General features: G+C 60.6%; 23 protein-coding genes. 7 read left to right on the top strand and 16 right to left on the bottom strand.

What is annotated here, in order from left to right; all coding sequences use genetic code 11:
• Nucleotides 1-135: 135 nt before the first annotated feature.
• Nucleotides 136-1,479 carry a CDP-diacylglycerol--serine O-phosphatidyltransferase gene (gene pssA / locus EJA71_RS00750; protein ID WP_158953428.1) on the top strand — a complete coding sequence of 448 codons (1,344 nt, stop codon included), beginning with the start codon at nt 136-138 and terminating at the stop codon, nt 1,477-1,479.
• Between the two features lie 131 nt (nt 1,480-1,610).
• On the opposite strand, the gene efeO (EJA71_RS00755) is transcribed toward pssA, so the two are convergent.
• Genes efeO (EJA71_RS00755) through efeU form a run of 4 tightly spaced genes read right to left on the bottom strand, consistent with a single transcriptional unit; the run spans nt 1,611 to nt 5,835 of the window.
• Nucleotides 1,611-2,435, bottom strand: coding sequence for an iron uptake system protein EfeO (efeO, locus tag EJA71_RS00755; RefSeq protein ID WP_158953430.1), 825 nt, complete (start codon nt 2,433-2,435; stop codon nt 1,611-1,613).
• Nucleotides 2,436-2,464: 29 nt separating this feature from the next.
• Nucleotides 2,465-3,763 (bottom strand): iron uptake transporter deferrochelatase/peroxidase subunit, encoded by a 1,299-nt coding sequence (efeB, locus tag EJA71_RS00760; protein WP_158953432.1) that lies wholly within the window; start codon nt 3,761-3,763, stop codon nt 2,465-2,467.
• An 18-nt stretch (nt 3,764-3,781) separates the two neighbouring features.
• Nucleotides 3,782-4,981 carry an iron uptake system protein EfeO gene (efeO, locus tag EJA71_RS00765; RefSeq protein WP_158953434.1) on the bottom strand — a complete coding sequence of 400 codons (1,200 nt, stop codon included), beginning with the start codon at nt 4,979-4,981 and terminating at the stop codon, nt 3,782-3,784.
• A gap of 8 nt (nt 4,982-4,989) precedes the next feature.
• Complete coding sequence (gene efeU, locus EJA71_RS00770) at nt 4,990-5,835, bottom strand: iron uptake transporter permease EfeU (RefSeq protein WP_158953436.1); 846 nt, start codon at nt 5,833-5,835, stop codon at nt 4,990-4,992.
• Between the two features lie 284 nt (nt 5,836-6,119).
• Here efeU and EJA71_RS00775 point away from each other — a divergent pair, with 284 nt between their 5' ends.
• From EJA71_RS00775 to EJA71_RS00800, 6 genes are all read left to right on the top strand, one after another.
• Nucleotides 6,120-7,136, top strand: coding sequence for an AraC family transcriptional regulator (locus EJA71_RS00775; protein ID WP_158953438.1), 1,017 nt, complete (start codon nt 6,120-6,122; stop codon nt 7,134-7,136).
• A 389-nt stretch (nt 7,137-7,525) separates the two neighbouring features.
• Nucleotides 7,526-9,190: an AMP-binding protein gene (locus EJA71_RS00780; protein ID WP_158953439.1), complete on the top strand. Its 1,665-nt coding sequence runs from the start codon at nt 7,526-7,528 to the stop codon at nt 9,188-9,190.
• Nucleotides 9,191-9,206: 16 nt separating this feature from the next.
• Nucleotides 9,207-9,968 (top strand): SDR family NAD(P)-dependent oxidoreductase, encoded by a 762-nt coding sequence (locus tag EJA71_RS00785; RefSeq protein ID WP_158953441.1) that lies wholly within the window; start codon nt 9,207-9,209, stop codon nt 9,966-9,968.
• Between the two features lie 12 nt (nt 9,969-9,980).
• Complete coding sequence (locus EJA71_RS00790; protein WP_158953443.1) at nt 9,981-11,174, top strand: acetyl-CoA C-acyltransferase; 1,194 nt, start codon at nt 9,981-9,983, stop codon at nt 11,172-11,174.
• Nucleotides 11,175-11,313: 139 nt separating this feature from the next.
• Nucleotides 11,314-12,441, top strand: coding sequence for an acyl-CoA dehydrogenase (locus EJA71_RS00795; protein WP_158953445.1), 1,128 nt, complete (start codon nt 11,314-11,316; stop codon nt 12,439-12,441).
• Between the two features lie 119 nt (nt 12,442-12,560).
• Nucleotides 12,561-13,334 (top strand): enoyl-CoA hydratase, encoded by a 774-nt coding sequence (locus EJA71_RS00800; protein ID WP_158953447.1) that lies wholly within the window; start codon nt 12,561-12,563, stop codon nt 13,332-13,334.
• A gap of 87 nt (nt 13,335-13,421) precedes the next feature.
• Here the strand turns inward: EJA71_RS00800 and EJA71_RS00805 are convergent, their stop codons facing one another.
• The 12 genes from EJA71_RS00805 to arnB all read right to left on the bottom strand — a co-directional run bounded on the left by EJA71_RS00805 (nt 13,422) and on the right by arnB (nt 26,850).
• Nucleotides 13,422-14,573, bottom strand: a complete 1,152-nt coding sequence (locus tag EJA71_RS00805) for an acyl-CoA dehydrogenase family protein (RefSeq protein WP_158953449.1) — start codon at nt 14,571-14,573, stop codon at nt 13,422-13,424.
• Nucleotides 14,574-14,576: 3 nt separating this feature from the next.
• Nucleotides 14,577-15,683, bottom strand: a complete 1,107-nt coding sequence (locus EJA71_RS00810) for an enoyl-CoA hydratase/isomerase family protein (protein WP_158953451.1) — start codon at nt 15,681-15,683, stop codon at nt 14,577-14,579.
• A 142-nt stretch (nt 15,684-15,825) separates the two neighbouring features.
• Nucleotides 15,826-16,515: an HPP family protein gene (locus EJA71_RS00815; RefSeq protein WP_158953453.1), complete on the bottom strand. Its 690-nt coding sequence runs from the start codon at nt 16,513-16,515 to the stop codon at nt 15,826-15,828.
• Between the two features lie 156 nt (nt 16,516-16,671).
• A complete protein-coding gene (locus EJA71_RS00820; protein WP_158953455.1) occupies nt 16,672-17,850 on the bottom strand; it encodes an MFS transporter in 1,179 nt (392 codons plus the stop codon).
• A 193-nt stretch (nt 17,851-18,043) separates the two neighbouring features.
• Entirely contained in the window at nt 18,044-19,423 is a 1,380-nt protein-coding gene (locus tag EJA71_RS00825; RefSeq protein WP_158953457.1) for a UDP-glucose/GDP-mannose dehydrogenase family protein, read from the bottom strand.
• Nucleotides 19,420-19,824 (bottom strand): 4-amino-4-deoxy-L-arabinose-phosphoundecaprenol flippase subunit ArnF, encoded by a 405-nt coding sequence (arnF, locus tag EJA71_RS00830; protein ID WP_158953459.1) that lies wholly within the window; start codon nt 19,822-19,824, stop codon nt 19,420-19,422. The genes EJA71_RS00825 and arnF overlap by 4 nt, the downstream gene beginning before the upstream one ends.
• Nucleotides 19,821-20,165 (bottom strand): 4-amino-4-deoxy-L-arabinose-phosphoundecaprenol flippase subunit ArnE, encoded by a 345-nt coding sequence (arnE, locus tag EJA71_RS00835; RefSeq protein WP_158953461.1) that lies wholly within the window; start codon nt 20,163-20,165, stop codon nt 19,821-19,823. The genes arnF and arnE overlap by 4 nt, the downstream gene beginning before the upstream one ends.
• Nucleotides 20,162-21,814 carry a lipid IV(A) 4-amino-4-deoxy-L-arabinosyltransferase gene (arnT, locus tag EJA71_RS00840; RefSeq protein WP_158953463.1) on the bottom strand — a complete coding sequence of 551 codons (1,653 nt, stop codon included), beginning with the start codon at nt 21,812-21,814 and terminating at the stop codon, nt 20,162-20,164. The genes arnE and arnT overlap by 4 nt, the downstream gene beginning before the upstream one ends.
• Nucleotides 21,811-22,695 (bottom strand): 4-deoxy-4-formamido-L-arabinose-phosphoundecaprenol deformylase, encoded by an 885-nt coding sequence (gene arnD / locus EJA71_RS00845; protein WP_158953465.1) that lies wholly within the window; start codon nt 22,693-22,695, stop codon nt 21,811-21,813. Before arnD ends, arnT begins: the two co-directional genes overlap by 4 nt.
• A complete protein-coding gene (arnA, locus tag EJA71_RS00850) occupies nt 22,695-24,686 on the bottom strand; it encodes a bifunctional UDP-4-amino-4-deoxy-L-arabinose formyltransferase/UDP-glucuronic acid oxidase ArnA (protein ID WP_158953467.1) in 1,992 nt (663 codons plus the stop codon). The genes arnD and arnA overlap by 1 nt, the downstream gene beginning before the upstream one ends.
• Nucleotides 24,683-25,705 (bottom strand): undecaprenyl-phosphate 4-deoxy-4-formamido-L-arabinose transferase, encoded by a 1,023-nt coding sequence (arnC, locus tag EJA71_RS00855; protein ID WP_158953469.1) that lies wholly within the window; start codon nt 25,703-25,705, stop codon nt 24,683-24,685. The genes arnA and arnC overlap by 4 nt, the downstream gene beginning before the upstream one ends.
• Nucleotides 25,702-26,850, bottom strand: coding sequence for a UDP-4-amino-4-deoxy-L-arabinose aminotransferase (gene arnB / locus EJA71_RS00860; protein WP_158953471.1), 1,149 nt, complete (start codon nt 26,848-26,850; stop codon nt 25,702-25,704). The genes arnC and arnB overlap by 4 nt, the downstream gene beginning before the upstream one ends.
• Nucleotides 26,851-26,976 lie beyond the last annotated feature (126 nt).

Consider the following 26,976-nt stretch of genomic DNA (forward strand, 5'->3'; position numbering starts at 1 on the left):
GCAGCTCCTACATTGGTCGGTGTAGGAGCTGCCGAAGGCTGCGATCTTTTGATCTCTTTACGGGCACTAACAAGACCCGAGGGGTGTGATGGTGTAAGCTCTCGGGTTCTTCGGATTCGACCCATTGCGAGCCCTATGCCGTTGCTTTTCAAACGTTCCTTGCTGCCTAAACTGCGCAGCTTTCCGCTGACCGCCGAGGCCGTGACCATTCTGTCCGGCGCCGCCGAGTTTCGTCGTTGCCTGCTGGAGAAAATCGCCGCAGCGACCCAACGCATCTACATCGTTGCGCTGTACTTGCAGCAAGACGAGGCCGGTCAGGAAATCCTCGATGCCCTCCACGCCGCCAAGCTCAAGCGTCCCGAGCTGGAAATCGCCGTGGTCGTCGACTGGCTGCGTGCGCAACGCGGGCTGATCGGTGCCGGCAAGCAGCCGGGCAATTCGGCGTGGTATCAGGAAATGACCCGCACGCATCAAAGCGAAGTGCCGGTCTACGGTGTGCCGGTGCAGACCCGCGAACTGTTCGGCGTTCTGCATTTGAAGGGCTTCGTGATCGACGATTGCGTGGTCTACAGCGGTGCCAGCCTCAACAACGTTTACCTGCACAAGTTCGACAAGTACCGTTTCGACCGCTACCACGTGCTGCAAAGCCATGAGCTGGCCGACTCGATGCATCACTTGGTCAAGCACGGCCTGATCGAGTCGAAAGCCGTGCATCGCCTCGACCTGCCGAACCTGCCGACCACTCGCAGCCTGCGCAACGACATCGGCGACCTGCGCAGCCGTCTCAAATACGCGACATACGACACCGCCACGGGCAGCACCGCCCGAGACGGTCTGTCGGTTACGCCGTTGCTCGGCGTCGGCAAGAACAACCCGTTGAACCGGGCAATTCTCGAACTGATCGCCAGCGCGCAAAAGCAACTGACCATCTGTACGCCGTACTTCAACCTGCCGCTGGGCGTGATCCGTGAGATCAATCGCGCGCTGGCCCGTGGCGTGAAGATCGACATCGTGGTCGGCGACAAGACTGCCAACGACTTCTATATCCCGCCGAGCGAGCCGTTCAAGGTGATTGCGGCGCTGCCGTACCTGTACGAAATCAGCCTGCGCCGCTTTGCCAAACGGCATCAGCGCAACATCGACAGCGGCCAGTTGAACCTGCACCTGTGGCGTGATGGCGACAACACCTACCACCTCAAGGGCATGTGGATCGATCAGCGCTATACGCTGCTGACCGGCAACAACCTCAATCCACGGGCGTTCCGCCTGGACCTGGAAAACGCGTTGTTGATCGATGATCCGAAGGGCGAGTGGCTGGAACCGCGAGCGAAGGAGCTGGAAGAGATTTTCCGCCACACCACGCGGATCGAGAATTTCCAGAATCTTGAGACGTTGCCGGAATACCCGGCCGGGGTGGCCAAGTTTCTCAAGCGCGTGAGTCGGGTGCGGATTGAGCGGTTGTTGTACCGGATTCTGTAGCGCCGCTGGAAATGCCATCGCTGGCAAGCCAGCTCCCACAGGTTCTTTGGTTTACACAATATTTGTGAATGACCGAGAACATTGTGGGAGCTGGCTTGCCAGCGATGGGGCCTGCCTAGACGCTAAAAAACTCAGTTCAGACCCAACTTGCCACGCAACGTGGACAAGTCTTCCGCCAGTGTATTCACCGGCCCGACCAGCGCTTTACGGTCGTTATCCTTCACCTTGTCATACGTCTCAAACCCACCATCCTTGGTCTTGTACTTGGCCAGAATCTTGTCGACCGTGGCGAAGTTTTTGTCGACCTTCGCGATGAACGCCTTGTCCTGCTTTTCGATCTGCGGACGGAACAGATCGACGATCTTCTTCGCGCCGTCGATGTTGCCCTGGAAGTCGTACAGGTCGGTGTGGCTGTAACGATCTTCTTCGCCGGAGATCTTGGTCGCGGCGACTTCTTCCAACAGGGCGGCAGCACCACCGACGACTTTCTCAGGCGGGAAGGTCAGGCCGGCCACGCGGGTTTGCAGGTCTTTGACGTCGCTGTTGAGCTTGTCTGCCAGCTCGTTCAAGCCCTGGGTGCTTTTTTCCGAGAACAGCGTGTATTCGATGCGATGGAAACCGGTGAAGTCTTCCGCTTTCACGCCTTTCTCGTGGTCGTCGACGCGGGAGTCGATGGACGCATCGAGGTCACTGAACAGCTCGGCAATCGGCTCGATCGACTCGTAGTAAACGCGAGTCGGTGCGTAGAGTTTCTGCGCGGTAGCGAGATCGCCTTTTTTCACCGCATCGGTGAATTGCTGGGTGTGGCTGCCCAGCTCATCGAGTTTTTCGGTGACGTAAATCTTGTAGTCCGACACCGGCCCGACCAGATCCAGCGGTGCCGTGGCGGCAAACGCCGACAGCGGGGTGTTGAGCAAACCAAGGGACAGCAATAACGCGAGTGGCGTTTTTTTCATGGGGGCGGCTCCAGTGTGGGGATTTTGTTTTATGCAGCTGTTTTCGGTTGTGTGGCATTGAGCAGCGAACGACCGATGAAATCCTTGTCGCTCGTGACACCCGGAAGGGTGAAGAAGTAACCGCCGCCGACCGGTTTGAGGTATTCCTCAAGGGGTTCGCCGTTGAGGCGGGTCTGCACGGTGATGAAGCCTTTTTCCAGGTCGGCCTGGTAACAGATAAACAGCAGGCCCATGTCGAGCTGGCCGTTCTTGTTCACGCCGTTCGAGTAGTTGAATGGCCGGCGCAAGATCAGGTTGGCCTGGCTCGCGGCGGTGCGCGGGTTGGCCAGACGAATGTGCGCGTCGAGTTTGGTCAGCTTGCCTTCCGGATCCTTGTGGTAATCCGGCACTTCGGTTTCATGGCTGCCGCCGATAGGCGCGCCGGAGGTTTTTACCCGACCGAGGATGCTTTCCTGTTCCTGTAGCGGCGTACGATCCCAACGCTCGACGAAGTTGCGGATGATCCGCACCGCTTGATAGCTGCCATGCGCGGCCCAGGCCGGTTCGTCGCTGCCCGGTTGCACCCAGACGATGCTGTCCATGGCTTTGGCGTCGTTGGAGTTCGGGTTGGCCGAGCCGTCACGGAAGCCGAGGAAATTACGCGCCGATTGTGCCGGCACACCCGGTTTCGCCGGGGCTTGCGGCGGCACGCTGCCTTCCTGTTTCCAGCGCACCAGCAGCAGGTCGGGGAGGTTTTTGACGATGTCGCGCAGGGCGTGAATGTTGGTGTCGGTGGTGTTAGAGCAAAACTGCAAGCTCAGGTCGCCGTGGCAGCAATCGGCCTCCAGCGCATCGTTGGGGAAGCCGACCATGCGGATCAGCCGCTTGGGCTTGGCGTCGGTCAGTCCGAAGCGCTCGTCGAACAGCGATTCGCCGACGGAGACGGTGATGGTCAGGTTGTCTGGCGTCACGTTCGGGCCGAGGATGCCGGAATCCGGCGGCGGCAGTTTTGGATCGATCTGGGCGACCGGGCCGCCCTTCATCAGGAAGGCGATGCGCTCGTTGAGGGTGCGGAACAGCCGCTCGAGATCTTCACGGTCACTGGCCAACACGTCGAACGACACCAGCATGCCCGAGGCCGGGCGCGGAGTAACGATGCCGGTCTGGTGCACACCGTGGAAATCGTGGCGATCTTCGGTCTTGTCGCTGCTCGGCGCTTCGGTGACTTGTGCCGGCGCGGCGGCCATGGCCGGGCAGCTCAGCGCGCTACCGGCGAGGGCGACACCGGCGGCGCCCATGCCCATCAGGACACGGCGACGTTGCAGGTTGAGGTTTTCTGAATCTTTCATCGCGAATTCGTCTTCTGCTTACAGGCCAGAGAGGCCGAGGGCGGGATCGATGCCATCCAGTGCGTCGGCCAGAGCCTGAGCCTTGTCGGCGATCTGCTTGCGTTGTTCGCCGCTGACGGAGTCGTAGCTGGCGTAGCCGTCCTTGATCTTGTAGCTGTTGAGTTCGGTGTCGAAGTCCGTAAGTGCCTTGTCGATTTTTGGGAGCAGGTCAGCGGCTGACTTGGTCAGCATTGGCCGCAGCAAATCGACGACTTTGTGCGCGGTTTGCGCATTGGCGGCGAAGCCGTTGAGGTCGCTGTGGCTGTAGCGTTCTTCTTCACCGCTGGCGGCGCGCACGTCGGCGAGGGTGTTGAGGTTGCGCACGACGATGCTGACCAGTTGCTCAGGCGGCAGACTCTGCGCGAGCAGTTGCTGTTTGAGCGTGGTGACATCGCTGAGCAGGCGTTGGGCCACGGGCGTCAGGTCGTCGAGTTTGCGCTGCTGGAACAGGCCGAATTCGAGGCGATGGAAGCCAACGAAGGCCGGATCCTGCTCGCGTTTTTCGAAGTAGTCGGCGCGGGCGTTGATGCTGTTGTCCAGTTCTGCCAGACGCTGCGCAGCCGGGGCCAGACGTTGATAAGCGGCACGCGCCGGCAAGTACAGCGCCTGAGCCTGACTCAAATCGCCGCTTTCAATCGCTTGATTGAGCGCGGTCACGGCTTTGATCAGCGCGCTGCTCTGGCTGGCCAGATACACGCGGAATTCCGACAGCGGGCCGACGAAAGCGAACATCGACGGTTTGGCTTTGGCGGCAGCATCGGAGGCCGCCGTCGGCGTTACATGCAACGTCCCGCGCGGATTGCTCAGCAGGCCGCAGGTGATCGCGTAATCGCCGGGTTGCAGATTGGCGTTGATCACCTGGCTCAGACCGGGGGCGATGTTTTCGCGTTCTTCGACGACCAGCACGCCGTCGAGAATTTCCCATTCCACCGCACGGTCGGAACGGTTGACGATACGGAAACTGGCGCGGCCCGCCGGCACGGTCAGGGCATTCGGCTCGCAACTGCCCGGATGAATGTTCACCACCACTTCATCGTGGTTGTGCTGACGTTTGGCCGCGGCCATTTTCGAGGCGTACCAGAACAGGCCGCCGGCAGCGATCATGATGACCACCGAACCGGCCACCGCCCAGCGCAGGGCGCGGGGAGGGGAGGCCTGAGGAGTATTAGGCTTTGACATGGAGGCCCTTATTGGCTGGAAACGGAAGACGATTGCGCGGAGGGCTTGGGTGCGGGAGCCGGATAGAAGAACATCACCAGCGCTACCACCAGATAAATCAGATACGCCCCGAGGGTGCTGACGGTCGGTGCATCCTGATAACCGAACATGCCGGCCAGCACCGAGCCCAACGGGCCGTCCATCGGCAGCGTCGCGCTGAAGTCGAAGAGCACGGTTTGCAGATGATTCCACAGTCCGGCTTCATGCAGCGCCTGCACCGAATTGGCGAGGATCCCGGCGGCGACCACCAGAATGAACAGGCCGGTCCACTTGAAGAACGCCGAAAGGTTGAGGCGCATGCTGCCGCTGTAAATCAGGAAACCGACGATAATCGCCAGAATCAGGCCGAGCAGGGCACCGATCGGCGCGCCCGGGCCTTCGCTTTGCTGGAACACCGCAAGCAGGAAGAACACGGTTTCCAGACCTTCACGGGCCACTGCGAAAAAGACCATGACGATCAAGGCGATCACTTGGTGTTTGGACGAGGTCAACGCGTGATCCAGCGAGGCTTGCAGCGAGTGTTTGATCGAACGCGCCACCTTGCGCATCCAGAACACCATCGAGCTGAGAATGCCCACGGCGACCAGCCCGACGATACCTTCGAACAGTTCCTGCTGCTTTTGCGGAAATTCGGCGCTGACCAGTTCCAGACCGCCACCGACCAACAGGGCGAGGGCGGCGGCGAGGAAAACCCCGATCCACACGGCGGGCATCCACTGGCCACGGCCGGTTTGCTGGAGGTAGCTGGCGATGATGCCAACGATCAGCGCGGCTTCAATGCCTTCGCGCAGCATGATCAGAAAGGGAACAAGCATTCGGTATCCAACAAGTCATTCGAAGAGGTTACAAGTTGTAACATAATGACAACCATTCTCACATGACAATCATTGACACAAACCTGAACAGAAGCTGAACAAAGTAAAGAACAACCATTCTCATGCGGGCGACACCGGAACTCTGGAGCTGCCGAAGGCTGCGATCTCTTGATCCTGTTTTTTTTGAATCAAAAGATCGCCGCCTTCGGCAGCTCCTACACGGGATTTGCGTTGGTTGCGGTAAGATGCCTGCCACTCAAAAACAACAAGGTTCACCGCGCTCCATGTCGGAAAAAGACACCATCGCCGTTCAATTGGTGCGTGAAGCGCTGCTGCAAAGTTGTGCCCCGGGCGTGGCCACGGACGACGTCTTGAGCAAGGTCGGCATTGCGCCGACGCTGCTGCAAACCCCGCAGGGCCGGGTGCCGGCCTCGCAGTACGCCAAACTCTGGCGGCTGTTGGCTCGACGCGGGGATGACGAGTTTTTCGGCATGGACCCGCGCAAGCTCAAGTCCGGCAGCCTCGCGTTCCTCTGTCGCAGCGCGATGGCGCAACCGACGCTGGCGGCGGCTTTGAGCACTGGCCTGAGCTTTCTGTCGTTAATGCTGGAGCGCATGCCGGCGCAGTTGGTGCACCAGCAAAGTCTGGCGGAAATCGTGCTGCTGGAGGACGACGCCGAACCGCGCCGCGCCTTCACCTATTTCACCTATTGGATGATCGTCCACGGCGTCGCCTGCTGGCTGGCGGGGCGGCGGATTCCGATTCTGGCGATTGAATTGCGTTGCCCTGAACCGGACTTCACCGATGACTACCGGGTGATGTTTTCCGAGAACCTGCGGTTCGATCGGCCACGCACGCGGATGATCTTTTCTGCCGATTGCCTTGATCTGCCGATCAAACGTTCCGCCGAAGAGTTGAAGCGCTTTCTGGCCCATGCGCCGGCCAACATCCTGGTGAAGTACCGCGACCCGGAAAGCCTGGCGAGCCGGATCAAGCAGGATCTGCGGCAGTTGCCGGCAGAACAGTGGCCGGAAACCGACGCGCTGGCCCAGCAATGGTGCATGTCGGCCTCGACCTTGCGCCGGCGCCTGGCGGAAGAAGGGCAGACCTATCAGGGGCTCAAAGACAGTGTGCGCAAGGAATTGGCGATCATCTGGCTGGCGGAGCCTTCGATCAGTTTTGTCGAGATTGCGGCGCGATTGGGGTTTGCTGACGCGAGTTCGTTTTACAAGGCGTTTCGCAAGTGGTCGGGGTCGAATCCGGGCCATTACCGCACGCTGATACTGAATGAGGTCGTCTGACCCGGCCTCTTCGCGAGCAAGCTCGCTCCCACATTTGAAATGCATTCCCCCTGTGGGAGCGAGCTTGCTCGCGAAGAGGTCAGTCCAGGCAACCCAAAACTTAAACCTTGGCCAAACCAGTCAGCCATTTTGATGGCTTTTGATGATCGTTCCCACGCTCCGCGTGGGAATGCCTCTAGGGACGCTCCGCGTTCCAATTCTGAAGTGGACGCAGAGCGTCCGGGGCTGCATTCCCACGCGGAGCGTGGGAACGATCGGTGTGGCAAGGCATGGCCAAACCAGTCAGCCACTTTGATGGCTTTGACCATTGCCGCCACCGCCCCACAGCGCGACTATCCCTCTGTTGTTTACGGTTCCCAGCCTAATAAAAACACAGAGGGATTCTGGCAATGCGCGATTACTTGTCTGCCACCAAACAGTTCAATTATCAGCACACCGTGGATGCCGCGCTCAGCGGTTCGCTTGAGGCGCTCAACGCCTGCGTCGAATGCTGCGACCGCCACGCCTTGCCGGGGCGCATCGCGCTGTTCTGGGAGGGCCGCGACGGCGCCAGTGCGACGTACACCTTCAGTGAACTGCAGGATAACGCCGCGCGTTTCGCCAATTTCCTCCTCGCCCAAGGCGTGCAGAAGGGCGACAAAGTCGCCGGCCTGCTGCCGCGCAACATCGAATTGCTTATCACGGTGCTCGCCACCTGGCGCATCGGCGCGGTGTATCAGCCGCTGTTTACCGCGTTCGGCCCCAAAGCCCTCGAACATCGGCTGAACTGTTCCGACGCGAAAGTCGTGGTCACCGATGCGGTCAACCGGCCGAAACTCGCTGAAGTCGCCGACTGCCCAACCCTCGTCACCGTCGGCGGCGCGAAAGGCCAAGGCATCGTCCGTGGCGATTTCAGCTTCTGGGCCGAACTGGCCCATTATTCCAACGTCTGCGAACCGGTGCTGTTGACCGGCGAAGACCCGTTCCTGCTGATGTTCACTTCCGGCACCACCGGGCCGTCGAAAGCGCTGTCCGTACCGCTCAAAGCCATCGTCGCGTTCCAGAGCTACACCCGCGATGCCGTGGATTTGCGTGCAGAAGATTCGTTCTGGAACGTCGCCGACCCGGGCTGGGCCTATGGCATCTATTTCGGCGTCACCGGCCCATTGTCGATGGGGCACCCGATCACTTTCTACGATGGCCCGTTCACCCTCGAAAGCACCTGCCGGGTCATCAACAAATACGGCATCACCAACCTCACCGGATCGCCGACGGCTTATCGTTTGCTGATTGCCGGTGGTGATGAATTCGCCAAATCGATCAAGGGCAAGCTGCGCATCGTCAGCAGCGCCGGCGAGCCGCTGAACCCGGAAGTGATCCGCTGGTTCGCCGACAACCTCGACGTGGTCATCCACGACCATTACGGCCAGACCGAACTGGGCATGGTGCTGTGCAACCACCACGGCCTCGACCACGCGGTACACGTCGGCGCCGCCGGTTTCGCCTCGCCGGGCCATCGCATCGTCGTGCTCGATGATCAGTACAACGAACTCGGCGTCGGCCAGCCGGGCATCCTCGCCATCGACCGCCCGCAATCGCCGATGTGCTGGTTCGGCGGCTACGAAGGCGTGCCGACCAAGGCTTTCGTCGGCGATTACTACCTGAGCGGCGACACCGTGGAATGGAACCCGGACGGCAGCATAAGCTTCGTCGGCCGCAGTGATGACGTGATTACCACCTCCGGTTATCGCGTCGGCCCGTTCGACGTGGAAAGCGCGCTGATCGAACACCCAGCGGTGGTCGAGGCGGCGGTCGTCGGCAAACCGGACCCGGAGCGCACCGAACTGGTCAAAGCCTTTGTCGTGCTCAGTGCGCAATACCGCGCCGCGCCAGAGCTGGCCGAAGAGCTGCGCCAACACGTGCGCAAGCGTCTGGCCGCGCATTCGTACCCGCGTGAAATCGAATTTGTCAGCGAATTGCCCAAGACCCCGAGTGGCAAATTGCAGCGCTTTATCTTGCGCAACCAGGAAATCGCCAAGGCTCAAGAGGCCGCGGCGCATAACGTTTCAGCTTGAATCAGGAAGTACTGTCATGCAGATCGAGAACAAGGTTTTTATCGTCACCGGCGGCGCATCCGGCCTCGGTGCAGCCACCGCGGAATTGCTGGTCAGTGTCGGCGCCAAAGTGATGCTGGTGGACATGAACGCCGAAGCGGTCGCCGCTCAGGCTCAACGTCTCGGCGCACAGAGTGTCGTCGCTGACATCAGCAACGAAGCCGCCGCCGAGGCTGCGGTACAAGCGACGGTCGCCGCGTTTGGCAGCGTCAACGGTCTGGTCAACTGCGCCGGCATCGTTCGTGGCGAGAAGATCCTCGGCAAGAACGGCCCGCATGCGCTGAGCAGTTTCGCGCAAGTGATCAACGTCAACCTGATCGGCAGCTTCAACATGCTGCGCTTGGCTGCTGCGGCGATTGCTGAATCCGAGGCAAACGCTGACGGCGAACGCGGCGTGATCATCAACACCGCGTCGGTGGCGGCGTTCGACGGCCAGATCGGCCAAGCGGCGTACGCGGCCTCCAAAGGCGCAATCGCCAGCCTGACCCTGCCGGCCGCCCGCGAACTGGCGCGTTTCGGCATCCGCGTGATGACCATCGCCCCAGGTATTTTCGAAACGCCGATGATGGCCGGCATGACCCCGGAAGTGCGTGATTCGCTGGCCGCCGGCGTACCGTTCCCGCCGCGCCTGGGCAAGCCTGCCGAATACGCTGCGCTGGTTCGACATATCATCGAAAACAGTATGCTCAACGGTGAGGTGATCCGTCTCGACGGCGCCTTGCGCATGGCCGCCAAGTAAGGAGGATTTGTCATGACTATTTCCAACGATCCGATTGTTATCGTCAGCGCCGTGCGCACGCCAATGGGCGGCTTTCAGGGCGAACTGAAAAGTCTCACTGCGCCGCAACTCGGCGCCGCTGCAATCAAGGCTGCGGTTGAACGCGCCGGTGTTGCCAGCGATGCGGTGGATGAAGTGTTGTTTGGTTGTGTGCTGCCCGCAGGCCTCGGTCAGGCACCTGCACGTCAGGCTGCGCTGGGCGCCGGTTTGGACAAATCCACCCGTTGCACCACCGTCAACAAGATGTGCGGCTCAGGCATGGAAACCACCATTCTGGCCCACGACATGCTGGTCGCGGGCAGTGCCGATGTGGTGATTGCCGGCGGCATGGAAAGCATGTCCAACTCGCCTTATCTGCTGGATCGTGCCCGCGCCGGTTACCGCATGGGCCATGGTCGCGTGCTCGACTCGATGTTCCTCGATGGCCTCGAAGACGCCTACGACAAGGGTCGTTTGATGGGCACCTTCGCTGAGGATTGCGCCGAGACCAACCACTTCAGCCGTGAAGCGCAGGATGCATTTGCCATCGCCTCGACCACCCGCGCACAGCAGGCGATCAAGGACGGCAGCTTCAAGGATGAGATCGTCCCGCTGACCGTGACCGTCGGCAAAGAACAGGTGCTGATCAGTAACGACGAACAGCCACCGAAAGCCAAACTGGACAAGATCGCCTCGCTGAAACCGGCGTTCCGCGAAGGCGGCACGGTGACGGCGGCGAACTCCAGCTCGATCTCTGACGGTGCGGCGGCACTGGTGCTGATGCGCCAGTCGCAGGCGCAGAAACTGGGGCTGAAACCGTTGGCTGTTATTCATGGCCACGCTGCGTTCGCCGACACACCGGGCCTGTTCCCGGTGGCGCCGATTGGGGCGATCAAGAAGCTGATCAAGAAAACCGGTTGGTCGCTGGGTGATGTCGATCTGTTTGAGGTCAATGAAGCGTTTGCCGTGGTGGGCATGGCGGCGATGACGCATCTGGAAATCCCCCATGACAAGCTGAATGTGCATGGCGGTGCGTGTGCACTGGGGCACCCGATTGGCGCGTCAGGGGCGCGGATTCTGGTGACGTTGCTGTCGGCCCTGCGGCAGAAGAAGCTAAAACGCGGGATTGCTGCGATCTGCATCGGCGGCGGCGAAGCCACGGCCATGGCTGTGGAATGCCTCTACTAAACTCACTCCCCCTGTAGGAGCTGACGAGTGCAACGAGGCTGCGATCTTTTGATCTTGTTTTTAAGATCAAGATCAAAAGATCGCAGCCTGCGGCAGCTCCTACAGGGGGTTGTGGTAAACCGGATTTTAAGGATTCACCATGATTCCCAACGAAGACCAAACCCAGATCCGTGACATGGCCCGGCAGTTTGCCGAGGAACGCCTCAAGCCGTTCGCCGCCGAGTGGGATCGCGAGCACCGTTTCCCCAAGGAAGCCATCGGCGAGATGGCTGAGCTGGGCTTCTTTGGCATGCTCGTGCCGGAGCAGTGGGGCGGTTGCGACACTGGTTACCTGGCCTACGCCATGGCCCTGGAAGAAATCGCTGCCGGTGATGGCGCCTGCTCGACGATCATGAGCGTGCACAACTCGGTCGGCTGCGTGCCGATCCTCAAGTTCGGCAACGACGATCAGCGTGAACGCTTTCTCAAACCGCTCGCCAGCGGTGCCATGCTCGGCGCATTTGCACTGACCGAACCGCAGGCCGGTTCCGACGCCAGCAGCCTGAAAACCCGTGCACGGCTGGAAGGCGATCACTACGTGCTGAATGGCTGCAAACAGTTCATCACTTCCGGGCAGAACGCCGGGATCGTCATTGTCTTCGCGGTGACCGAGCCGAGCGCCGGCAAGCGCGGGATCAGCGCGTTTATCGTGCCGACCGATTCACCGGGCTACACAGTCGCTCGCGTCGAGGACAAACTCGGTCAGCACGCGTCCGACACCTGCCAGATTCTCTTTGAAGACGTCAAAGTGCCGGTGGCCAACCGTTTGGGCGAAGAGGGCGAGGGTTACAAGATCGCCCTGGCCAACCTTGAGGGCGGCCGCGTCGGCATTGCTTCGCAATCCGTGGGCATGGCCCGCGCGGCATTCGAAGCGGCGCGCGATTACGCCCGCGAGCGCGACACCTTCGGTAAACCGATCATCGAACATCAAGCCGTCGCGTTCCGCCTGGCTGACATGGCCACGCAGATCGCCGTCGCCCGGCAAATGGTGCATTACGCGGCGGCCCTGCGCGACAGCGGCCAACCGGCGCTGGTCGAGGCGTCGATGGCCAAGCTGTTCGCTTCGGAAATGGCCGAGAAGGTCTGCTCGATGGCATTGCAAACCCTCGGCGGTTACGGTTACCTCAACGACTTCCCGCTGGAGCGCATCTACCGCGACGTGCGCGTCTGCCAGATCTACGAAGGCACCAGCGATATTCAGCGCATGGTCATTTCGCGCAACCTGTAAACCCAACCTCTGTAGGAGCTGCCGCAGGCTGCGATCTTTTGACTTTGATTTTTTGAAAGAAAGATCAACAGATCGCAGCCTGCGGCAGCTCCTACACGGGGCGAATTGAGGAGTTATGTATGAGTTACGAAACGATTCTGCTGGAAACCCACGGCCGCGTTGGCCTGATCACCCTCAACCGACCACAGGCGCTGAATGCCCTGAACGCGCAACTGGTCAGCGAAGTGAACCAGGCGCTCGATGCACTGGAAGCCAATGCCGCCATCGGTTGCATCGTCATCACCGGCTCGAAAAAGGCTTTCGCCGCCGGTGCCGACATCAAGGAAATGGCCGAGCTGACCTACCCGCAGATCTACATGGACGACTTGTTCAGCGACAGCGATCGCGTGGCCAACCGGCGCAAGCCGATCATCGCAGCTGTCAACGGTTTTGCCTTGGGCGGTGGCTGTGAACTGGCATTGATGTGCGACTTCATTCTGGCCGGCGACAACGCCAAATTCGGCCAACCGGAAATCAACCTCGGCGTGCTGCCGGGCATGGGCGGCACTCAGCGCCTGACGCGCGCGGTGGGCAAGGCCAAGGCGATGGAAATGTGCCTGAGCGGGCGTTTGATCGATGCAGTGGAAGCCGAGCGCTGCGGCATCGTCGCACGTATCGTGCCGAGTGATGAGCTGCTCGATGAAGCGCTTAAAGTGGCTGGAGTGATCGCGAGCAAATCGCTGCCGATTGCGATGATGGTGAAGGAAAGCGTGAATCGTGCCTTTGAGGTCAACCTGACCGAAGGCGTGCGTTTTGAGCGCCGGGTGTTCCATGCCGCGTTTGCCACGCAGGATCAGAAAGAAGGCATGGCCGCGTTTGTGGCCAAGCGTGCGCCTGAGTTCAAGGGCAAGTAACGCAGATCAAAAGATCGCAGGCTTCGGCAGCTACTACATGGGAATGTGTTTCCTGTAGGAGCTGCCGAAGCCTGCGATCTTTTGCCGTTAAAGCTGATAGTTCTTCAAATCCCGCGCAATCACCATCCGCTGTATCTCGCTCGACCCTTCATAAATCTGGGTAATCCGCGCATCGCGGTAGTACTTCTCGACCGGATAATCTTCCAGATACCCATACCCGCCATGAATCTGAATCGCTGACGAGCAGACCTTCTCGGCCATTTCCGAAGCGAACAGCTTGGCCTGCGAAGCCTCTGATAAACACGGTTTACCCGCCGTACGCAGTCGCGCCGCGTGCAGGATCAGCAAGCGGGCCGCGTTGATTTGCATGTGCATGTCAGCCAGCAGGTTGGCGATGCTCTGGTGTTCGATGATCGGTTTGTCGAACTGCACGCGATCCTTCGAGTACGCCAGCGCCGCTTCAAACGCCGCACGGGCAATGCCCAACGCTTGAGCGGCGATGCCGATGCGTCCGCCTTCAAGGTTGGACAGGGCAATCGCCAGACCTTTGCCGCGCTCGCCGAGCAGGTTGGCCTCGGGAATGCTGCAGTTGTTCAGGGTCACCGCGCAGGTATCCGAAGCACGGATGCCCATCTTGTGTTCAGTGCGGTCAACGATGAAACCGGCGGTATCGGTCGGCACCAGGAACGCCGAAATACCTTTCTTGCCCAGCTCCGGATCGGTCACCGCGAACACAATCGCCAGTTTCGCCCGTTTGCCATTGCTGACAAATTGCTTGGAACCGTTGATCACCCATTGGCCGTCGCGCAATTCGGCGCGGGTGCGCAGGTTGTGCGCTTCCGAGCCGGCCTGAGGTTCGGTCAGGCAGAAGCAGCCGATGGTTTGACCGCTGGCCAGATCCGCCAGCCAGGTCTTTTTCTGTTGTTCGCTGCCGAAGTTGAGCACCGGGCCGCAGCCGACCGAGTTGTGAATGCTCATGAACGCGCCGGTGGCGCCGTCACCGGCGGAAATCTCTTCCACGGCCAAGGCATACGCCACGTAATCGACGTAGGTGCCGCCCCATTCCTCGGGCACCACCATGCCGAGCAGGCCCAGCTCACCCATCTTCGCCACGAGCACGTCGTCGATCCAGCCAGCCTTTTCCCACACCTGCGCATGGGGCGCGATTTCGCCGCGGGCGAAGTCCCGGGCCATGTCGCGGATCATCACTTGTTCTTCAGTCAGTTCGAGATCGTGCATGGCTCAGCTCCCGCTCTCATCAAAACCGTGGAAGAAACTCGCCACATGCGCAGCGTCCAGCGTCGCGAGAGTCGGTGGGTTCCAGCGTGGTGATTTGTCTTTATCGATCAGCAGGGCGCGCACGCCCTCGATCAGGTCGCCACGGGCAAACCATTGACGATCCAGGTGCAGCTCCAGCGCGAAGCAATGTTCCAGGCTCAGGTGCCGACCGCGCCGGAGCATTTCCAGAGTGACGGCCATGGCCAGCGGTGAACGGGTTTCCAACAGGTTGGCGGTGGTGGTCGCCCATTCATGGCTGTCGGCGACGGTCACGGCGCGCAATTGCTCGACCATGCTCGGTACGTCGGGCAGGGCAAAGAAGTGATCGATCGCTGGGCGAAGTTTTTCGAGCGGCGCATCGGGCAGGGTTTGTACGCCATGCTTGGCCAGCAGGTTTTGCAGAGCCTTGAGCGGGGTGTCCTGCCACTCCATCGCGTCGAGTTTTTCGTCGAGCAGCGCCAGTTTGCTGCTGTCCAGATACCAGTCCGCCAGGCCGAAATACAGCGCATCGGCGGCACGGATCTGCACACCGCTGACGCCCATATAAATCCCCAGCTCACCGGGGATGCGCGGCAGGAAATAACTGCCGCCGACATCCGGGAAATAACCGATGGCTGTTTCCGGCATGGCCAGACGACTCTTCTCGGTGACCACACGCAGATCGGCGCCTTGCACCAGACCCATGCCGCCGCCGAGGACAAAACCGTCCATCAAGGCCAGCACCGGTTTGCGGTAGTGATGAATCGTCAGGTCAAGGGCGTATTCCTCGACGAAGAAATCTTCATGCAGCGTGTCGCCGCTTTTGAAACTGTCGTACAGGGATCGAATATCGCCGCCGGCGCAGAAGGCTTTTTCACCGGCACCGCGCAGCACCACGGCGTGGACATTGGCGTCAGAGGCCCAGGCGTCGAGTTGCTGTTGCAGCAAGCGCACCATGTCGAGGGTGATGGCGTTGAGGCCGGCGGGGCGGTTGAGGGTCAGGTGACCGATGTGATTGCGAACCTCGGCCAGCACTTCGTTTTGCGTGGCATCCATGGACTGTGTCCGCGGGGATGAAGCCTGAGCTGTCATCAGTAACTCCCTGCTTTTATTGTCTTTATTCGAGAAGCTCGCACGCGAGCGTTATCGGATCGTAACAGTGCAAATTTGCCCTGTACAACGGGGATATGTGCAGGGCGTGTCTGCGTTTTTACCTTAGACGAAATGCCAGAGGTTACTTGGAAAAAACCTCGCCGATGCTGCGGCGCTTGGCGTGCAGCTCACTGGCGTGGATCAGTTGTTCCAGATCCTCGGGGGTGATGTCGATGAAAGCTTCCATGTCGGCCAGGGCGAGTTTCAGGTCTTCGGCGGTGATTGCCTGATTGTCGACCGGGGCTACTGCGGGCGCCGGTTCCGCCGGGCGTTTGGGGTAACGAATGCGCGTCAGGTTGTTGTAGGCGAGGGCACTGAGCAGCATGCACGCAGCACCGAGCATTACCGGTTCCATGGCTTTCCAGTCCATGGCGATGGTCGCGGGATCGGCCAGCACCAGCGTCAGCGCGAGGGCGCCGGCCGGTGGGTGCAGGCAACGCAGCCAGCACATCAGAATCAGCGCCATGCCCGCCGCCAGACAAGCGCTGCCAAGGGTTCGGCCAAGCACGTGAGCAACCAGCAGCGCGACGACACCCGCGCACAAATAACCACCCAGAATCGACCACGGCTGGGCGAGGGCGCCGGAGGACACGGCGAACAGCAACACTGCCGAGGCGCCGAGCGGCCCGATCAGGTGATAAGCGACGTCATGGCCGAACACCTGCGCGCACAACCACACGCTGAACAACGTGCCCAGCGCCATGCCGATGGCGGCGCGGCTCCATTCGGTTGGGCGGGTGTTTATGGCGGCGGGCAACCAGCGAGCGAGCATGTGAAACTGATCCTTCTACAAAATCCGGGCAAAAAAAAGGACTCGTCCGGTCTGTCCGGAAAGCCCTCGAAGTGTTCCAACATTGGGGGAGGAACGCACACAGTGTGACGTTCAATCTCGATGCTGACAAATTCATATAAATGCAGTTTGAGTGCATTATTTTTGCACTGAAGCGACGCGACGGCCGCTGGCGACACACAAATAGCCGCCGACTGCCGCCAATGCGCTCAAGGCGTAGAACATCATCGGCGCCGGCGTGTGCATCAGCAGAAACCCGCACATCACCGGGCTTGCAGCGCCGCCGAGTGCCGCCAGATTCTGCGCGCCGTAGTAACTGCCGCGCAGTTCCTCGGGGGCGAGCGTGTCGACGAAGAGGAAATCTGCCGGGTAAATGATCATCTCGCCCAGGGTGAAAATGAACATCGCCACGCACCAGCCGACGAGGCTGTCGGCCATGCTGAAACCGATCAAACCCAGGATGAATAGCGCGGTGCCGCCGGCGATCCACTGGCGCAAGTGCTCGCGTTTGAGGAAACGACCGATCTGGTATTGCAACAGGATGACGGTGACCGCATTACAGGCGAGCAGGGCGGCCATGGTGTCGAGCGTCTGTTGCTGGCTGTGGGTGACCAACAGGTATTGCGACAGGTACAGGGTGAAGCGCCCGTGCACCAGCGTGCTGAGCAGGCAACCCAAGGTAAACAGGATCATCGTGCGGTCGTTCTTCAGGATGATCAGGGTGTTCAGAAAGCTTTGCGGCGGGCCGACCGAGCCGGCCGGATTAGCCTTTTTCTCTGCGCCCACCAGCAGAAAAATGCTGCCAATGGCAATCGCGCCGGCGACGATAAACGGCGCCGAAGGCTGGATACCGGCAATCACCACGCCGATCATCGGGCCGACGGCGTAGCCGATATTGGTCAAGGTGTAGTTGAGGGAAAACGCCTTGACCCGTTGGCCGACCGGGAGGTTTTCACTGAGGATGGCCTTCGAGCAGATGAGGAACAGCGCTGACGCGGTCTCACTGATGATCAACACCAAAGTGACCAGATACAGATTCTGCGCGAAGGTCAGCAGGATCAGGCCGATGCCGCTGGAGAGCATGGTCAGAATCAGCAACTGGCGTTTGTCCAACCGGTCGATGATGTAACCGCCGTACAGCGACAACAATGTTGCGCTGAATACCGCAACGCCCAATAGCAGGCCGACGTCTTGCGGGTTGAGACCGAGTTTGTTGCTGAGGAACAGCGTCAGCAGCGGACTGATCAGGGCGCGGCTGATGACGACGGTCAGCGAGCTGATCATCAAACGGCGGATGAAGCGCGAATAGATGGCCACGGCGGGACAATGTCCTTATTTCAGAGGCTTGGCGGGCGTGCATCATCCTCCCTGCGCAACCATCACCGGTCAAGCCGCCGTAACACTACCCCCTGTGGAAGCGAGCTTGCTCGCGAAGGCGTTGGGTCAGATACATCAATGTTGACTGACACTCCGCCTTCGCGAGCAAGCTCGATCCCACGGGGGTAGGTGTTTATGCGACGTCAGACGCATGCGGCCACTGTTGCAGCGGGATCGGCAATTTGCGTGATTCGCCACGGCCCATCGGGAAGTACTGAATGCCATTGCGCGCCAGACGCTCAGCGTCGTAGAGGTTGCGCCCGTCAAAGATCACCGGGGTATTGAGGCGCTGTTTGATCAGCTCGAAATCCGGCGCCTTGAACTGTTGCCATTCGGTGCAGATGATCAGTGCGTCAGCGCCGGGCAATACCGATTCCGGCGTGCCCATCAACATCAGTCTGGATTCATTCGGATAGAGGTTCTGGGTTTCCTGCATGGCTTCCGGGTCGAACGCACGCACGCTGGCGCCGGCGGCCCACAACTCTTCCAGCAGCACGCGGCTCGGCGCATCGCGCATGTCGTCGGTGTTGGGTTTGAACGCCAGCCCCCACAAAGCGAAGGTCTTGCCGCGCAGTTCGCCTTGGTAGAAGGCGTTGATGCGCTCGAACAACTTGTGTTTCTGCCGCTGATTGATCGCTTCGACTGCTTGCAGCAAGTCGCTGGAGCAATGCGCCTCTTCGGCACTGTGGATCAAGGCGCGCATGTCTTTCGGGAAGCACGAGCCGCCATAACCGCAGCCCGGATAAATGAAGTGATAACCGATGCGCGTGTCGGCGCCGATGCCCTGGCGCACCGATTCGATGTCGGCGCCCAAGTGTTCGGCCAGTTCGGCGATCTGGTTGATAAAGCTGATCTTGGTCGCGAGCATGCAGTTGGCGGCGTACTTGGTCAGCTCGGCGCTGCGCAGGTCCATGAACATGATGCGGTCATGGTTGCGGTTGAATGGCGAATACAGATCACGCATGACGTCGCGCACCTCATCGCCCTCGCACCCGATGACGATGCGATCCGGGCGGCGGCAGTCGGCAACTGCCGAGCCTTCCTTGAGAAACTCCGGGTTAGAGACGATATCGAATTGCAGCAGGCGACCGACCTTGATCAGCGCCTTTTCAATGTGCGTGCGCAGGGTGTCGCCGGTGCCCACCGGCACCGTGGATTTCTCGACGATGATCAGCGGCTGCTCACGATGGCGGGCAATCGCGTCGCCGACCGAGAGCACGTAGCGCAGATCCGCCGAACCGTCTTCACGGGACGGCGTACCGACCGCGATGAACGCCACACGAGCGTGCTGCACGGCGAGTTTTTCATCGGTGGTAAACAGCAGGCGTTTCGAATCCAGCCCTTCGCGCACCAGGCTGGCCAGCCCCGGTTCGAAAATGCTCACGTGCCCCTGGCGCAACAGGTCGACCTTCTTCTGGTCGACGTCCATGCACACGACATCATGGCCGACCTCGGCCAACACAGCCGCTTGCACCAGACCGACGTAACCGCTGCCAAATACTGTGATTTTCATGGAGCACTCCTGAATGCGGGCGCACGAGCCGGACGCGTGTTGATGGTGATGACCCCGAGCATGACCAGCGCCACGCCCAGCGATTTACTGAAACTGAAGGATTCGTTGAACAGCGGCAGACTGGCCGCCAGCAGATACACCAGCGCGTAGCTGATGCTCAGCAGCGAATAGGCACGGCCCAGCGGCAGATCGCGCAGGGCGGCGAGCCAGCAGAGCATCGACAGCGCATAGGCGAAGATCGCCGCAATGACCACGGCCAGTGCGCGCAGGTCGAGGCTGGCTATGGTCGGCCAATGTTCTGGCGTGGGCAGGCGGGTCATGCTCCAGCGCATGCCCAGTTGCGCGGCGCTGACCAGCAAAACGCTGCCGAGGGCGAAAGTGATTCCGCGACGCTGATTCATGTCTGTTGCCCCAGCAAAACCACGCCGCCAATCACCAACGCCACGCCGAGCCAATGTTGGCGGTCGATGGGTTCGCGGAAGACGAAGCGGGCGATCAGGGTGATCAGCACGAAATTAAGGCTGAGCATCGGGTAGGCGATGCCGACTGCCAGGCGCTGTAACACCAGCAGCCAAACCAAGAGGCCTGAGCCGAGGGCGAGCAGGGCCAGCCACAACCACGGCGAACGCAGTTTGTCGGCCCATGTCGACTCCACGCCGCGCCAACTCTCCACGGCGTATTTCTGCGCAATTTGCCCGAGACAGGTCAGCAGGCACGCAGCCAACAGCAGCAACAGGCTCATGACGCCACCTTCGGCAGAATCATGATCACCAGATTGCCCTGTTCATAACGGACGCCGTCCTTTGGCAACTTGTCGATTTCGTCCAGTTCGTCCTGCCCCTTGACGCGCATCACCACGCCGACCGAACCGCTGCGGCGCGCCTCACGCATCCACTGTTGCACTTGATCGGGATCGACCCGTTGCTGAATGCCGTCAGGATAGGCAAGGCCATATTTCAATTCGCCTATCGTGTTGTACAACGCGACCTGCGGGGTTTTCAGGCGCCAGGCCAGCGCTGACGCCGCGCCGAGGTCGTTGCTCAGCAGGTGCGTGGTTTGTGCCAGTTCGCTGACGTGATGCTTGATGAACTGATCAGGCATCTTGTTGGCGACCACCGATTTGGGCATCGCTGCCGGCAACACCGCGATCAGCAACAGACTGCCCAGCGCCGGCGCCGCCCAGCATTGCAATGGCAGGAAGGCTTGCAGCAGGTTGGCGATGATCCAGCCAATCAGGGCAATGAACACCAGCACCATGCTGTGCAGCTCGTGGTCGTAGACCGGTTTGGTCAGTTGCAGGTACACCAGGGCAATCAGCGTGACGAGGCCGAGCAACAGATTGAGCACACCGTTGATGCTCAGCGCCCGACCTTGCTCCAGACGTAAACGGTCGGCCAGCGCGTGACCGAGCAGCAACGCCAGCGGCAGCAGGCACGGCAGGATGTAAGTCGGCAATTTGCCGTTGCTCAGGCTGAAAAACAGCAGCGGCATCAGCAACCACAGCAGCAGGAAAATCACTTTGGGCTGAGCGCGGGTTTGCCAGGCTTGCTTGAACGCCGTCGGCAGCAATCCCGCCCACGGCAAACTGAACGCCACCAACAACGGCAAGTAGAACCACCACGGCGCGTCATGCTGGGCATCGTCACCGGCAAAGCGGCGGATGTGTTCATGCCAGAAGAAGAACCGCCAGTAGTCGGGCTCCTGCGCATGCACCGAGAGTACCCACGGCAGACTGACGATGATCGCCACGGCAATGGCCACCGGGCCAAACAGCAGCAGTTCACGCCAGCGTTTTTGCCAAAGCATCCACGGCAATGCGATCAGCACCGGCAGCAGCCAGGCGAGAAAACCCTTGGTCATGAAACCCATGCCGCAAGCCAGCCCAAGTAGCGCCCAAGCGGCCATGCGTTTGCCGCTGGTGCGGCTGTCGACGGCGAACCACAGCGCCACCAGACTCAGGTTGACCCAGAAGGTGAATTGCGGATCGAGGTTGGCGTAACCGGCCTGACCGGCAACGATGGTTAAGCTCATGTAGATCAGCGCGCAGGCGAAGCTTTTGCGCGGTTCATTCCACAAACGTCGGGCAACCAGATAGCACAGCAGCACGCTCAACCCGGTACTCAGCGCCGAAGCAAAGCGCACGCCGAACAGGTTCTGCCCGAACAATTCCTGCCCCAACGCAATCATCCAGTAGCCGGCAATCGGCTTCTCGAAATAGCGCAAGCTCATGAAATGCGGCGACACCCAGTTGCCGCTCAGCAGCATGTCCTGGCTGATCTGCGCGTAGCGAGATTCATCGGGAATCCACAGGCCATGGGTGCCCAGCGGCAGCAGGTACGCCAGCAGACCGATTCCCAGCAACAGCAACGGCAATGCCCAGCGTTTGCTCATGCGCCTTGCACTCCCAGCCAGCCTTCACGGCCATCGAGCGCGCCACGCTGCACGCGGCCCACGGGCAAGGTGTTGAAGAACTCGGGCAACAAATCGCCCAGCGGTGTGAAGTCGATGTGGCGCTGACGCGCCTCGGCCAGCAGTTGGCGAAAATCCTCAGCCATCAGAATCCCTTCTACCTCGGCGTGAATGGTGTAGACGTTGACCTGTTGCGCCCGGAAGTGATCGAGCAGAAACGCGTTGTAATCCCGCGCTGAAACGATAGGGCCGACGACTTCGTCGAAAGTCGGCAAGTCCACCGGAATCTGCGGCGTGCCCGGCGTGCCGTCGGCCAGCAGCGGACGAAACAGTCGCGTGCCCCGGCAATCGCTGTTGTAGCGAAAGCCAAAGGCCTGCTTGGCCTCGATCACGCGCTCATCGGCACGCCAACCGGCGGCGGCTGAACAGGTGATTTTCTCGCCGAGAATGTCGCTCAAGGTGTCGACGCCCTGACGGATCTGCTCGACCAGTTGCGCCTCGCTCCAGCGCCCGGCATTCGCTTGCCAGCCGTGGTGATCCCAGGCATGCAAGCCGACTTCATGACCGGCATCACGGGCCTGACGCATCAGATGCCCGAGGTCGCGACCAATCGGTTTTCCCGGCCATGCGGTGCCGGCCAGCAGAATGTCCCAGCCATACAGGCCGGCAGCGTTGGAGCGGAGCATCTTCCAGAGGAACTGCGGGCGGATCAGGCGCCACAGATGCCGGCCCATGTTGTCGGGGCCGACACTGAAGAAAAACGTCGCCTTGATCTGCGCCTCGTCGAGCATTTCCAGCAAGCGCGGCACACCTTCACGAGTGCCGCGATAGGTGTCGACGTCGATGCGTAGACCGGCCTGCATCAAGGCTTGTCCGCGATTTCGAGCATGGCTTCACGCAGGAAGAAATCCAGCGTGTTGCCAATGGTCTCGCGCATTTCCACGGTCGGCGTCCAGTCGAGCAGGCGCTTGGCATTGGCGATGCTTGGCTTGCGGTGTTCGACGTCCTGATAACCGGCGCCATAAAACGCCTTGCTCTCGACGTCGCGGAAGCCGGCGAACGGCGGGAAGTTGTCGCGCAGCGGATGCGCTTCGAACTGGCGCAGCAACTCTTCGCCCAACTGGCGGATGCTGGCTTCGTTGTCCGGGTTGCCGATGTTGATGATCTGGCCGTTGCACGCGTCGTTGTCGTTATCGATGATCCGCGCCAGTGCCTCGACACCGTCAGCGATGTCGGTGAAGCAGCGCTTCTGCTCGCCACCGTCGAACAGGCGGATTGGCGTGCCTTCGACCAGATTGAGGATCAACTGAGTGATGGCGCGGGAGCTGCCGATCCGCGCCGAATCGAGGCGATCAAGGCGTGGGCCCATCCAGTTGAAAGGACGGAACAGGGTGAAATTGAGGCCCTTGGCGCCGTAGGCCCAGATCACTCGGTCGAGCAGTTGCTTGGAGACGGAGTAAATCCAGCGCTGCTTGTTGATCGGGCCGACCACCAGATTGGAGGTGTCTTCGTCGAAGTGCTTGTCCTGGCACATGCCATAGACTTCCGAGGTCGATGGGAAGATCACGCGCTTGTTGTATTTGACGCAGTAGCGCACCAGTTTCAGGTTTTCTTCGAAGTCGAGTTCAAACACGCGCAACGGGTTGCGGGTGTATTCGATCGGTGTGGCGATGGCCACCAGCGGCAGGACCACGTCGCACTTCTTGATGTGGTACTCGATCCACTCGGAGTGAATGCTGATGTCGCCTTCGACGTAGTGGAAATGCGGATGGCTGCGCAAACGGTCGATGGCGTCGGAGCCAATGTCGAGGCCATAGACTTCGTAACGGTCATCGCGCAGCAGGCGCTCGGACAAGTGATTGCCGATGAAACCGTTGACGCCAAGGATCAGCACGCGCGTGCGACGTGGCGCACGCCCGGATTCCGCGCCGCGCAGCAGCGAACCGTCGACCAGACCGAGTTCACTGGCCAGTTGCGGACCGCTGAGGAACAGGCCGTTGTCGTTGCGTTGGCCGGAAAGGATTACCAGCGAATCTTCACCGCAGGCAATGCGCAGTGGATCGACACTGATCACCCGGCCCGGTGCCTGACCGTCGTTGCCTTTGATGACCTCGGCGCTCCAGACGATCAGCTTGTGTTCACCGACGGCGCAGAACGCGCCCGGATACGGCTGGGTGACGGCGCGCACCAGATTGAACAGTTGCTCAGCGGGTTTGGCCCAAAGCAGTTTGCCGTCCGCTGCGCTGCGACGACCGAATACCGTGGCTTTCGCTTCGTCCTGCGCGGTTTCAGTGATTGTGCCTTGCAGCATCGCCGGCAAGGTATCGCGCAACAGATCGGTCGCGGCGATGCGCAATTTACCGTGCAGGCTCAACGCGGTATCGCTGCGTTCGATGGCCACGCGTTGTTGCGCGACGATGGCGCCGGCATCGGCACGTTTGACCATGCGGTGCAGCGTTACACCGGTTTCGCTTTCGCCGTTGACCAGCACCCAGTTCGCTGGAGCGCGGCCACGGTAGCTCGGCAGCAACGAGCCGTGCAGGTTGAACGCGCCTTGTTTGGCCACGGCCAGCAGTTGTTCGCTGAGCAGGTTGCGGTAGTAGAACGAGAACAGGTAATCGGGATTGAGCTTGGCAATCCGCTCGATCCACAACGGGTGGTTAACGTCTTCTGGCGCATGCACCGGGATGCCTTTGCTGGCGCACAGTTGCGCGACCGAGGCGTAGAAGGCGTTTTCTTTCGGGTCATCGGCGTGAGTGAACACGGCGGCGATGTCGTAGCCGCTGTCGAGCAGGGCCTGAATGCCGGCGCAGCCAATATCGTGGTAAGCGAAGACAACAGTTTTTGCGCTCATGAGAGAACCTGACCGGTAGTGGAAGTAGAAGAGAGACCGTCAACGGTGATCGCAGGCGCCGGGTGGGACGGGTGGCTGCGCAACACTTTTTCAATGAAGAAACGCGGGCGGGCGCGCACGTCGCTGTACATGCGCCCGAGGTATTCGCCGAGCAGGCCCATGCCGATGAACTGGCCGCCGGTGAACACGAACAGCACCGCGAACAGTACAAACATGCCGTCACCGGCCCATCCGGCACCGAACACCAGGCGCAGCACGATCAGCGCTGCGGCGAACAACACGCCGAGGCCAGCCATGGCGAAACCGACAATGCTCAGCAACCGCAACGGCGTGGTGGTCATGCAGGTGATCAAGTCGAACATCAGGTTGATCAGGCGCATCGGGCTGTACTTCGAATCGCCGTGTTCACGCTCGGCGTGGGCGACGACGATTTCGGTGGTGTGGCGGGCGAAGCTGTTGGCCAGAATCGGGATAAACGTGCTGCGCTCGCGGCAGGCGAGCATCGCGTCGATGATCGTTCGGCGGTAAGCGCGGAGCATGCAGCCGTAGTCGCTCATGGCAACGCCGGTGGAGCGCTGCACGGCGAGGTTGATCAGCTTCGACGGGTAGCGACGCAGCGCCGAATCCTGACGATTACCGCGCACCGTGCCGACCACGTCGAAACCCTTTTCGGCTTCGGCAACCAGGCGCGGGATTTCTTCCGGCGGGTTCTGCAGGTCGGCGTCGAGGGTGATGACCACGTCGCCTTTGCATTGCTCGAAACCAGCCATGATCGCCGCGTGCTGGCCGTAGTTGCGGTTGAGGATGACCGCCACGAACGGACTGTCTTCGCGGGTCGCGGCTTCTTCCAGAAGGTGGGCGGAATCGTCACGGCTACCGTCGTCAATCAGGACGATTTCATAGTCGTAACGCAGCATCCGGCACGCTGCTTCGGTACGGCGCAGCAACTCCGGCAGACTGTCCTGTTCGTTATAGACCGGGATAACGATCGACACACAGCGGATCGGATAGGGTTTCACAGGCGTTTATCCATGAGGGTGGCGATGGCCCCGACGACGCGATCAAGGTCCTGATCGCTCATGTCGGGGAACAATGGAATCGAGCACAGCCGTGCCGAGTTCCATTCGGTGTTGGGCAGGTACAAATCGGGGTCACGCTGGCGATACCAGGTGTGCAGGTGGGTGGCGATGAAGTGGATGCCGGTGCCGATGCCCTGATCCTGCAAGCCCTTCATAAAGGCTTCGCGGTCGATGCCACAGCGCTCGCCGTCGATGCGCAGGATGAACAGGTGCCAAGCGTGTTGTTGCGCGTAGGCGGGCAGGGCCAAAGGCTGGACCGGCAGGCCTTCGAGTTTTTGCCGGTAAGCAGCGGCCAGCTCGGTGCGGCGCGCGTTGATCGCGTCCAGACGCTGCAACTGCACCAGGGCAATCGCGGCGTTGATGTCAGCGAGGTTGTACTTGAAGCCCGGCTCCATCACCTGCGCCTGCGGCTTGCGGCCACCGGTCAGGCGATCGTAGGCGTCAACGCCCAGACCGTGGAACTTGAGCATGCGCACACGACTGGCCAGTGCTTCGTCATCGGTGACGAACATCGCGCCCTCGGCACAGGTCATGTTCTTGATCGCGTGGAAGGAGAAGATCGCCGTGCCTTGCGCGCCGACGTGACGGCCCTTGTAGCGGGTGCCGGCCGCGTGGGCGGCGTCTTCGATGACGGCGATGCCGTGCTTGTCGGCCAGCGCGTAAAGCGGATCGAGATCGAACGCGGCGCCAGCGTAATGCACCGGAATGATCGCTTTAGTGCGCGGGGTGATCGCCGCCTCGATGCGCGCAGCGTCAGTCATCAGCGTGTCACGGTCGACGTCGACGAACACCGGTTTGGCGCCGAGCAACGAAATCATGTTGGCGGTCGACACCCAGGTTTGCGAAGGCGTTATAACTTCATCGCCCGGGCCAATGCCCAAGGCGAGCAAGGTGATATGCATGCCGCCGGTGGCCGAAGAAAGTGCGACGGCATGTTTGCAACCGACATAAGCGCCGAACTGTTCTTCGAGTGCCTGACATTTAGGGCCAGTGGTAATCCAGCCAGAACGTAATACTTGTTCAACGGCGGTTATTTCCTCATCGCCGATACTCGGACGCGAAAACGGCAGGAACGCTTGACTCATAAGAACCTCGGGGCGACAGCCATCCTTCAGCCAATTGTCTGAAAAACACGGAATTTCAAGGGTTTGGGATACCGGCCGGGGAATGCCTGATTGACTTTTAAGCCCACGGACGGCAGGTTGTAGGCC

Source organism: Pseudomonas sp. PB106 (assembly GCF_009764645.1).
Taxonomy (GTDB): Bacteria; Pseudomonadota; Gammaproteobacteria; order Pseudomonadales; family Pseudomonadaceae; genus Aquipseudomonas.

What these genes read in the sequence shown, in the direction of transcription:
- pssA (WP_158953428.1), top strand. Translation starts at nt 136, where the DNA reads ATGCCGTTGCTTTTCAAACGTTCCTTGCTGCCTAAACTGCGCAGCTTT.
- efeO (WP_158953430.1), bottom strand. Translation starts at nt 2,435, where the DNA reads ATGAAAAAAACGCCACTCGCGTTATTGCTGTCCCTTGGTTTGCTCAAC.
- efeB (WP_158953432.1), bottom strand. Translation starts at nt 3,763, where the DNA reads ATGAAAGATTCAGAAAACCTCAACCTGCAACGTCGCCGTGTCCTGATG.
- efeO (WP_158953434.1), bottom strand. Translation starts at nt 4,981, where the DNA reads ATGTCAAAGCCTAATACTCCTCAGGCCTCCCCTCCCCGCGCCCTGCGC.
- efeU (WP_158953436.1), bottom strand. Translation starts at nt 5,835, where the DNA reads ATGCTTGTTCCCTTTCTGATCATGCTGCGCGAAGGCATTGAAGCCGCG.
- EJA71_RS00775 (WP_158953438.1), top strand. Translation starts at nt 6,120, where the DNA reads ATGTCGGAAAAAGACACCATCGCCGTTCAATTGGTGCGTGAAGCGCTG.
- EJA71_RS00780 (WP_158953439.1), top strand. Translation starts at nt 7,526, where the DNA reads ATGCGCGATTACTTGTCTGCCACCAAACAGTTCAATTATCAGCACACC.
- EJA71_RS00785 (WP_158953441.1), top strand. Translation starts at nt 9,207, where the DNA reads ATGCAGATCGAGAACAAGGTTTTTATCGTCACCGGCGGCGCATCCGGC.
- EJA71_RS00790 (WP_158953443.1), top strand. Translation starts at nt 9,981, where the DNA reads ATGACTATTTCCAACGATCCGATTGTTATCGTCAGCGCCGTGCGCACG.
- EJA71_RS00795 (WP_158953445.1), top strand. Translation starts at nt 11,314, where the DNA reads ATGATTCCCAACGAAGACCAAACCCAGATCCGTGACATGGCCCGGCAG.
- EJA71_RS00800 (WP_158953447.1), top strand. Translation starts at nt 12,561, where the DNA reads ATGAGTTACGAAACGATTCTGCTGGAAACCCACGGCCGCGTTGGCCTG.
- EJA71_RS00805 (WP_158953449.1), bottom strand. Translation starts at nt 14,573, where the DNA reads ATGCACGATCTCGAACTGACTGAAGAACAAGTGATGATCCGCGACATG.
- EJA71_RS00810 (WP_158953451.1), bottom strand. Translation starts at nt 15,683, where the DNA reads ATGACAGCTCAGGCTTCATCCCCGCGGACACAGTCCATGGATGCCACG.
- EJA71_RS00815 (WP_158953453.1), bottom strand. Translation starts at nt 16,515, where the DNA reads ATGCTCGCTCGCTGGTTGCCCGCCGCCATAAACACCCGCCCAACCGAA.
- EJA71_RS00825 (WP_158953457.1), bottom strand. Translation starts at nt 19,423, where the DNA reads ATGAAAATCACAGTATTTGGCAGCGGTTACGTCGGTCTGGTGCAAGCG.
- arnF (WP_158953459.1), bottom strand. Translation starts at nt 19,824, where the DNA reads ATGAATCAGCGTCGCGGAATCACTTTCGCCCTCGGCAGCGTTTTGCTG.
- arnE (WP_158953461.1), bottom strand. Translation starts at nt 20,165, where the DNA reads ATGAGCCTGTTGCTGCTGTTGGCTGCGTGCCTGCTGACCTGTCTCGGG.
- arnT (WP_158953463.1), bottom strand. Translation starts at nt 21,814, where the DNA reads ATGAGCAAACGCTGGGCATTGCCGTTGCTGTTGCTGGGAATCGGTCTG.
- arnD (WP_158953465.1), bottom strand. Translation starts at nt 22,695, where the DNA reads ATGCAGGCCGGTCTACGCATCGACGTCGACACCTATCGCGGCACTCGT.
- arnA (WP_158953467.1), bottom strand. Translation starts at nt 24,686, where the DNA reads ATGAGCGCAAAAACTGTTGTCTTCGCTTACCACGATATTGGCTGCGCC.
- arnB (WP_158953471.1), bottom strand. Translation starts at nt 26,850, where the DNA reads ATGAGTCAAGCGTTCCTGCCGTTTTCGCGTCCGAGTATCGGCGATGAG.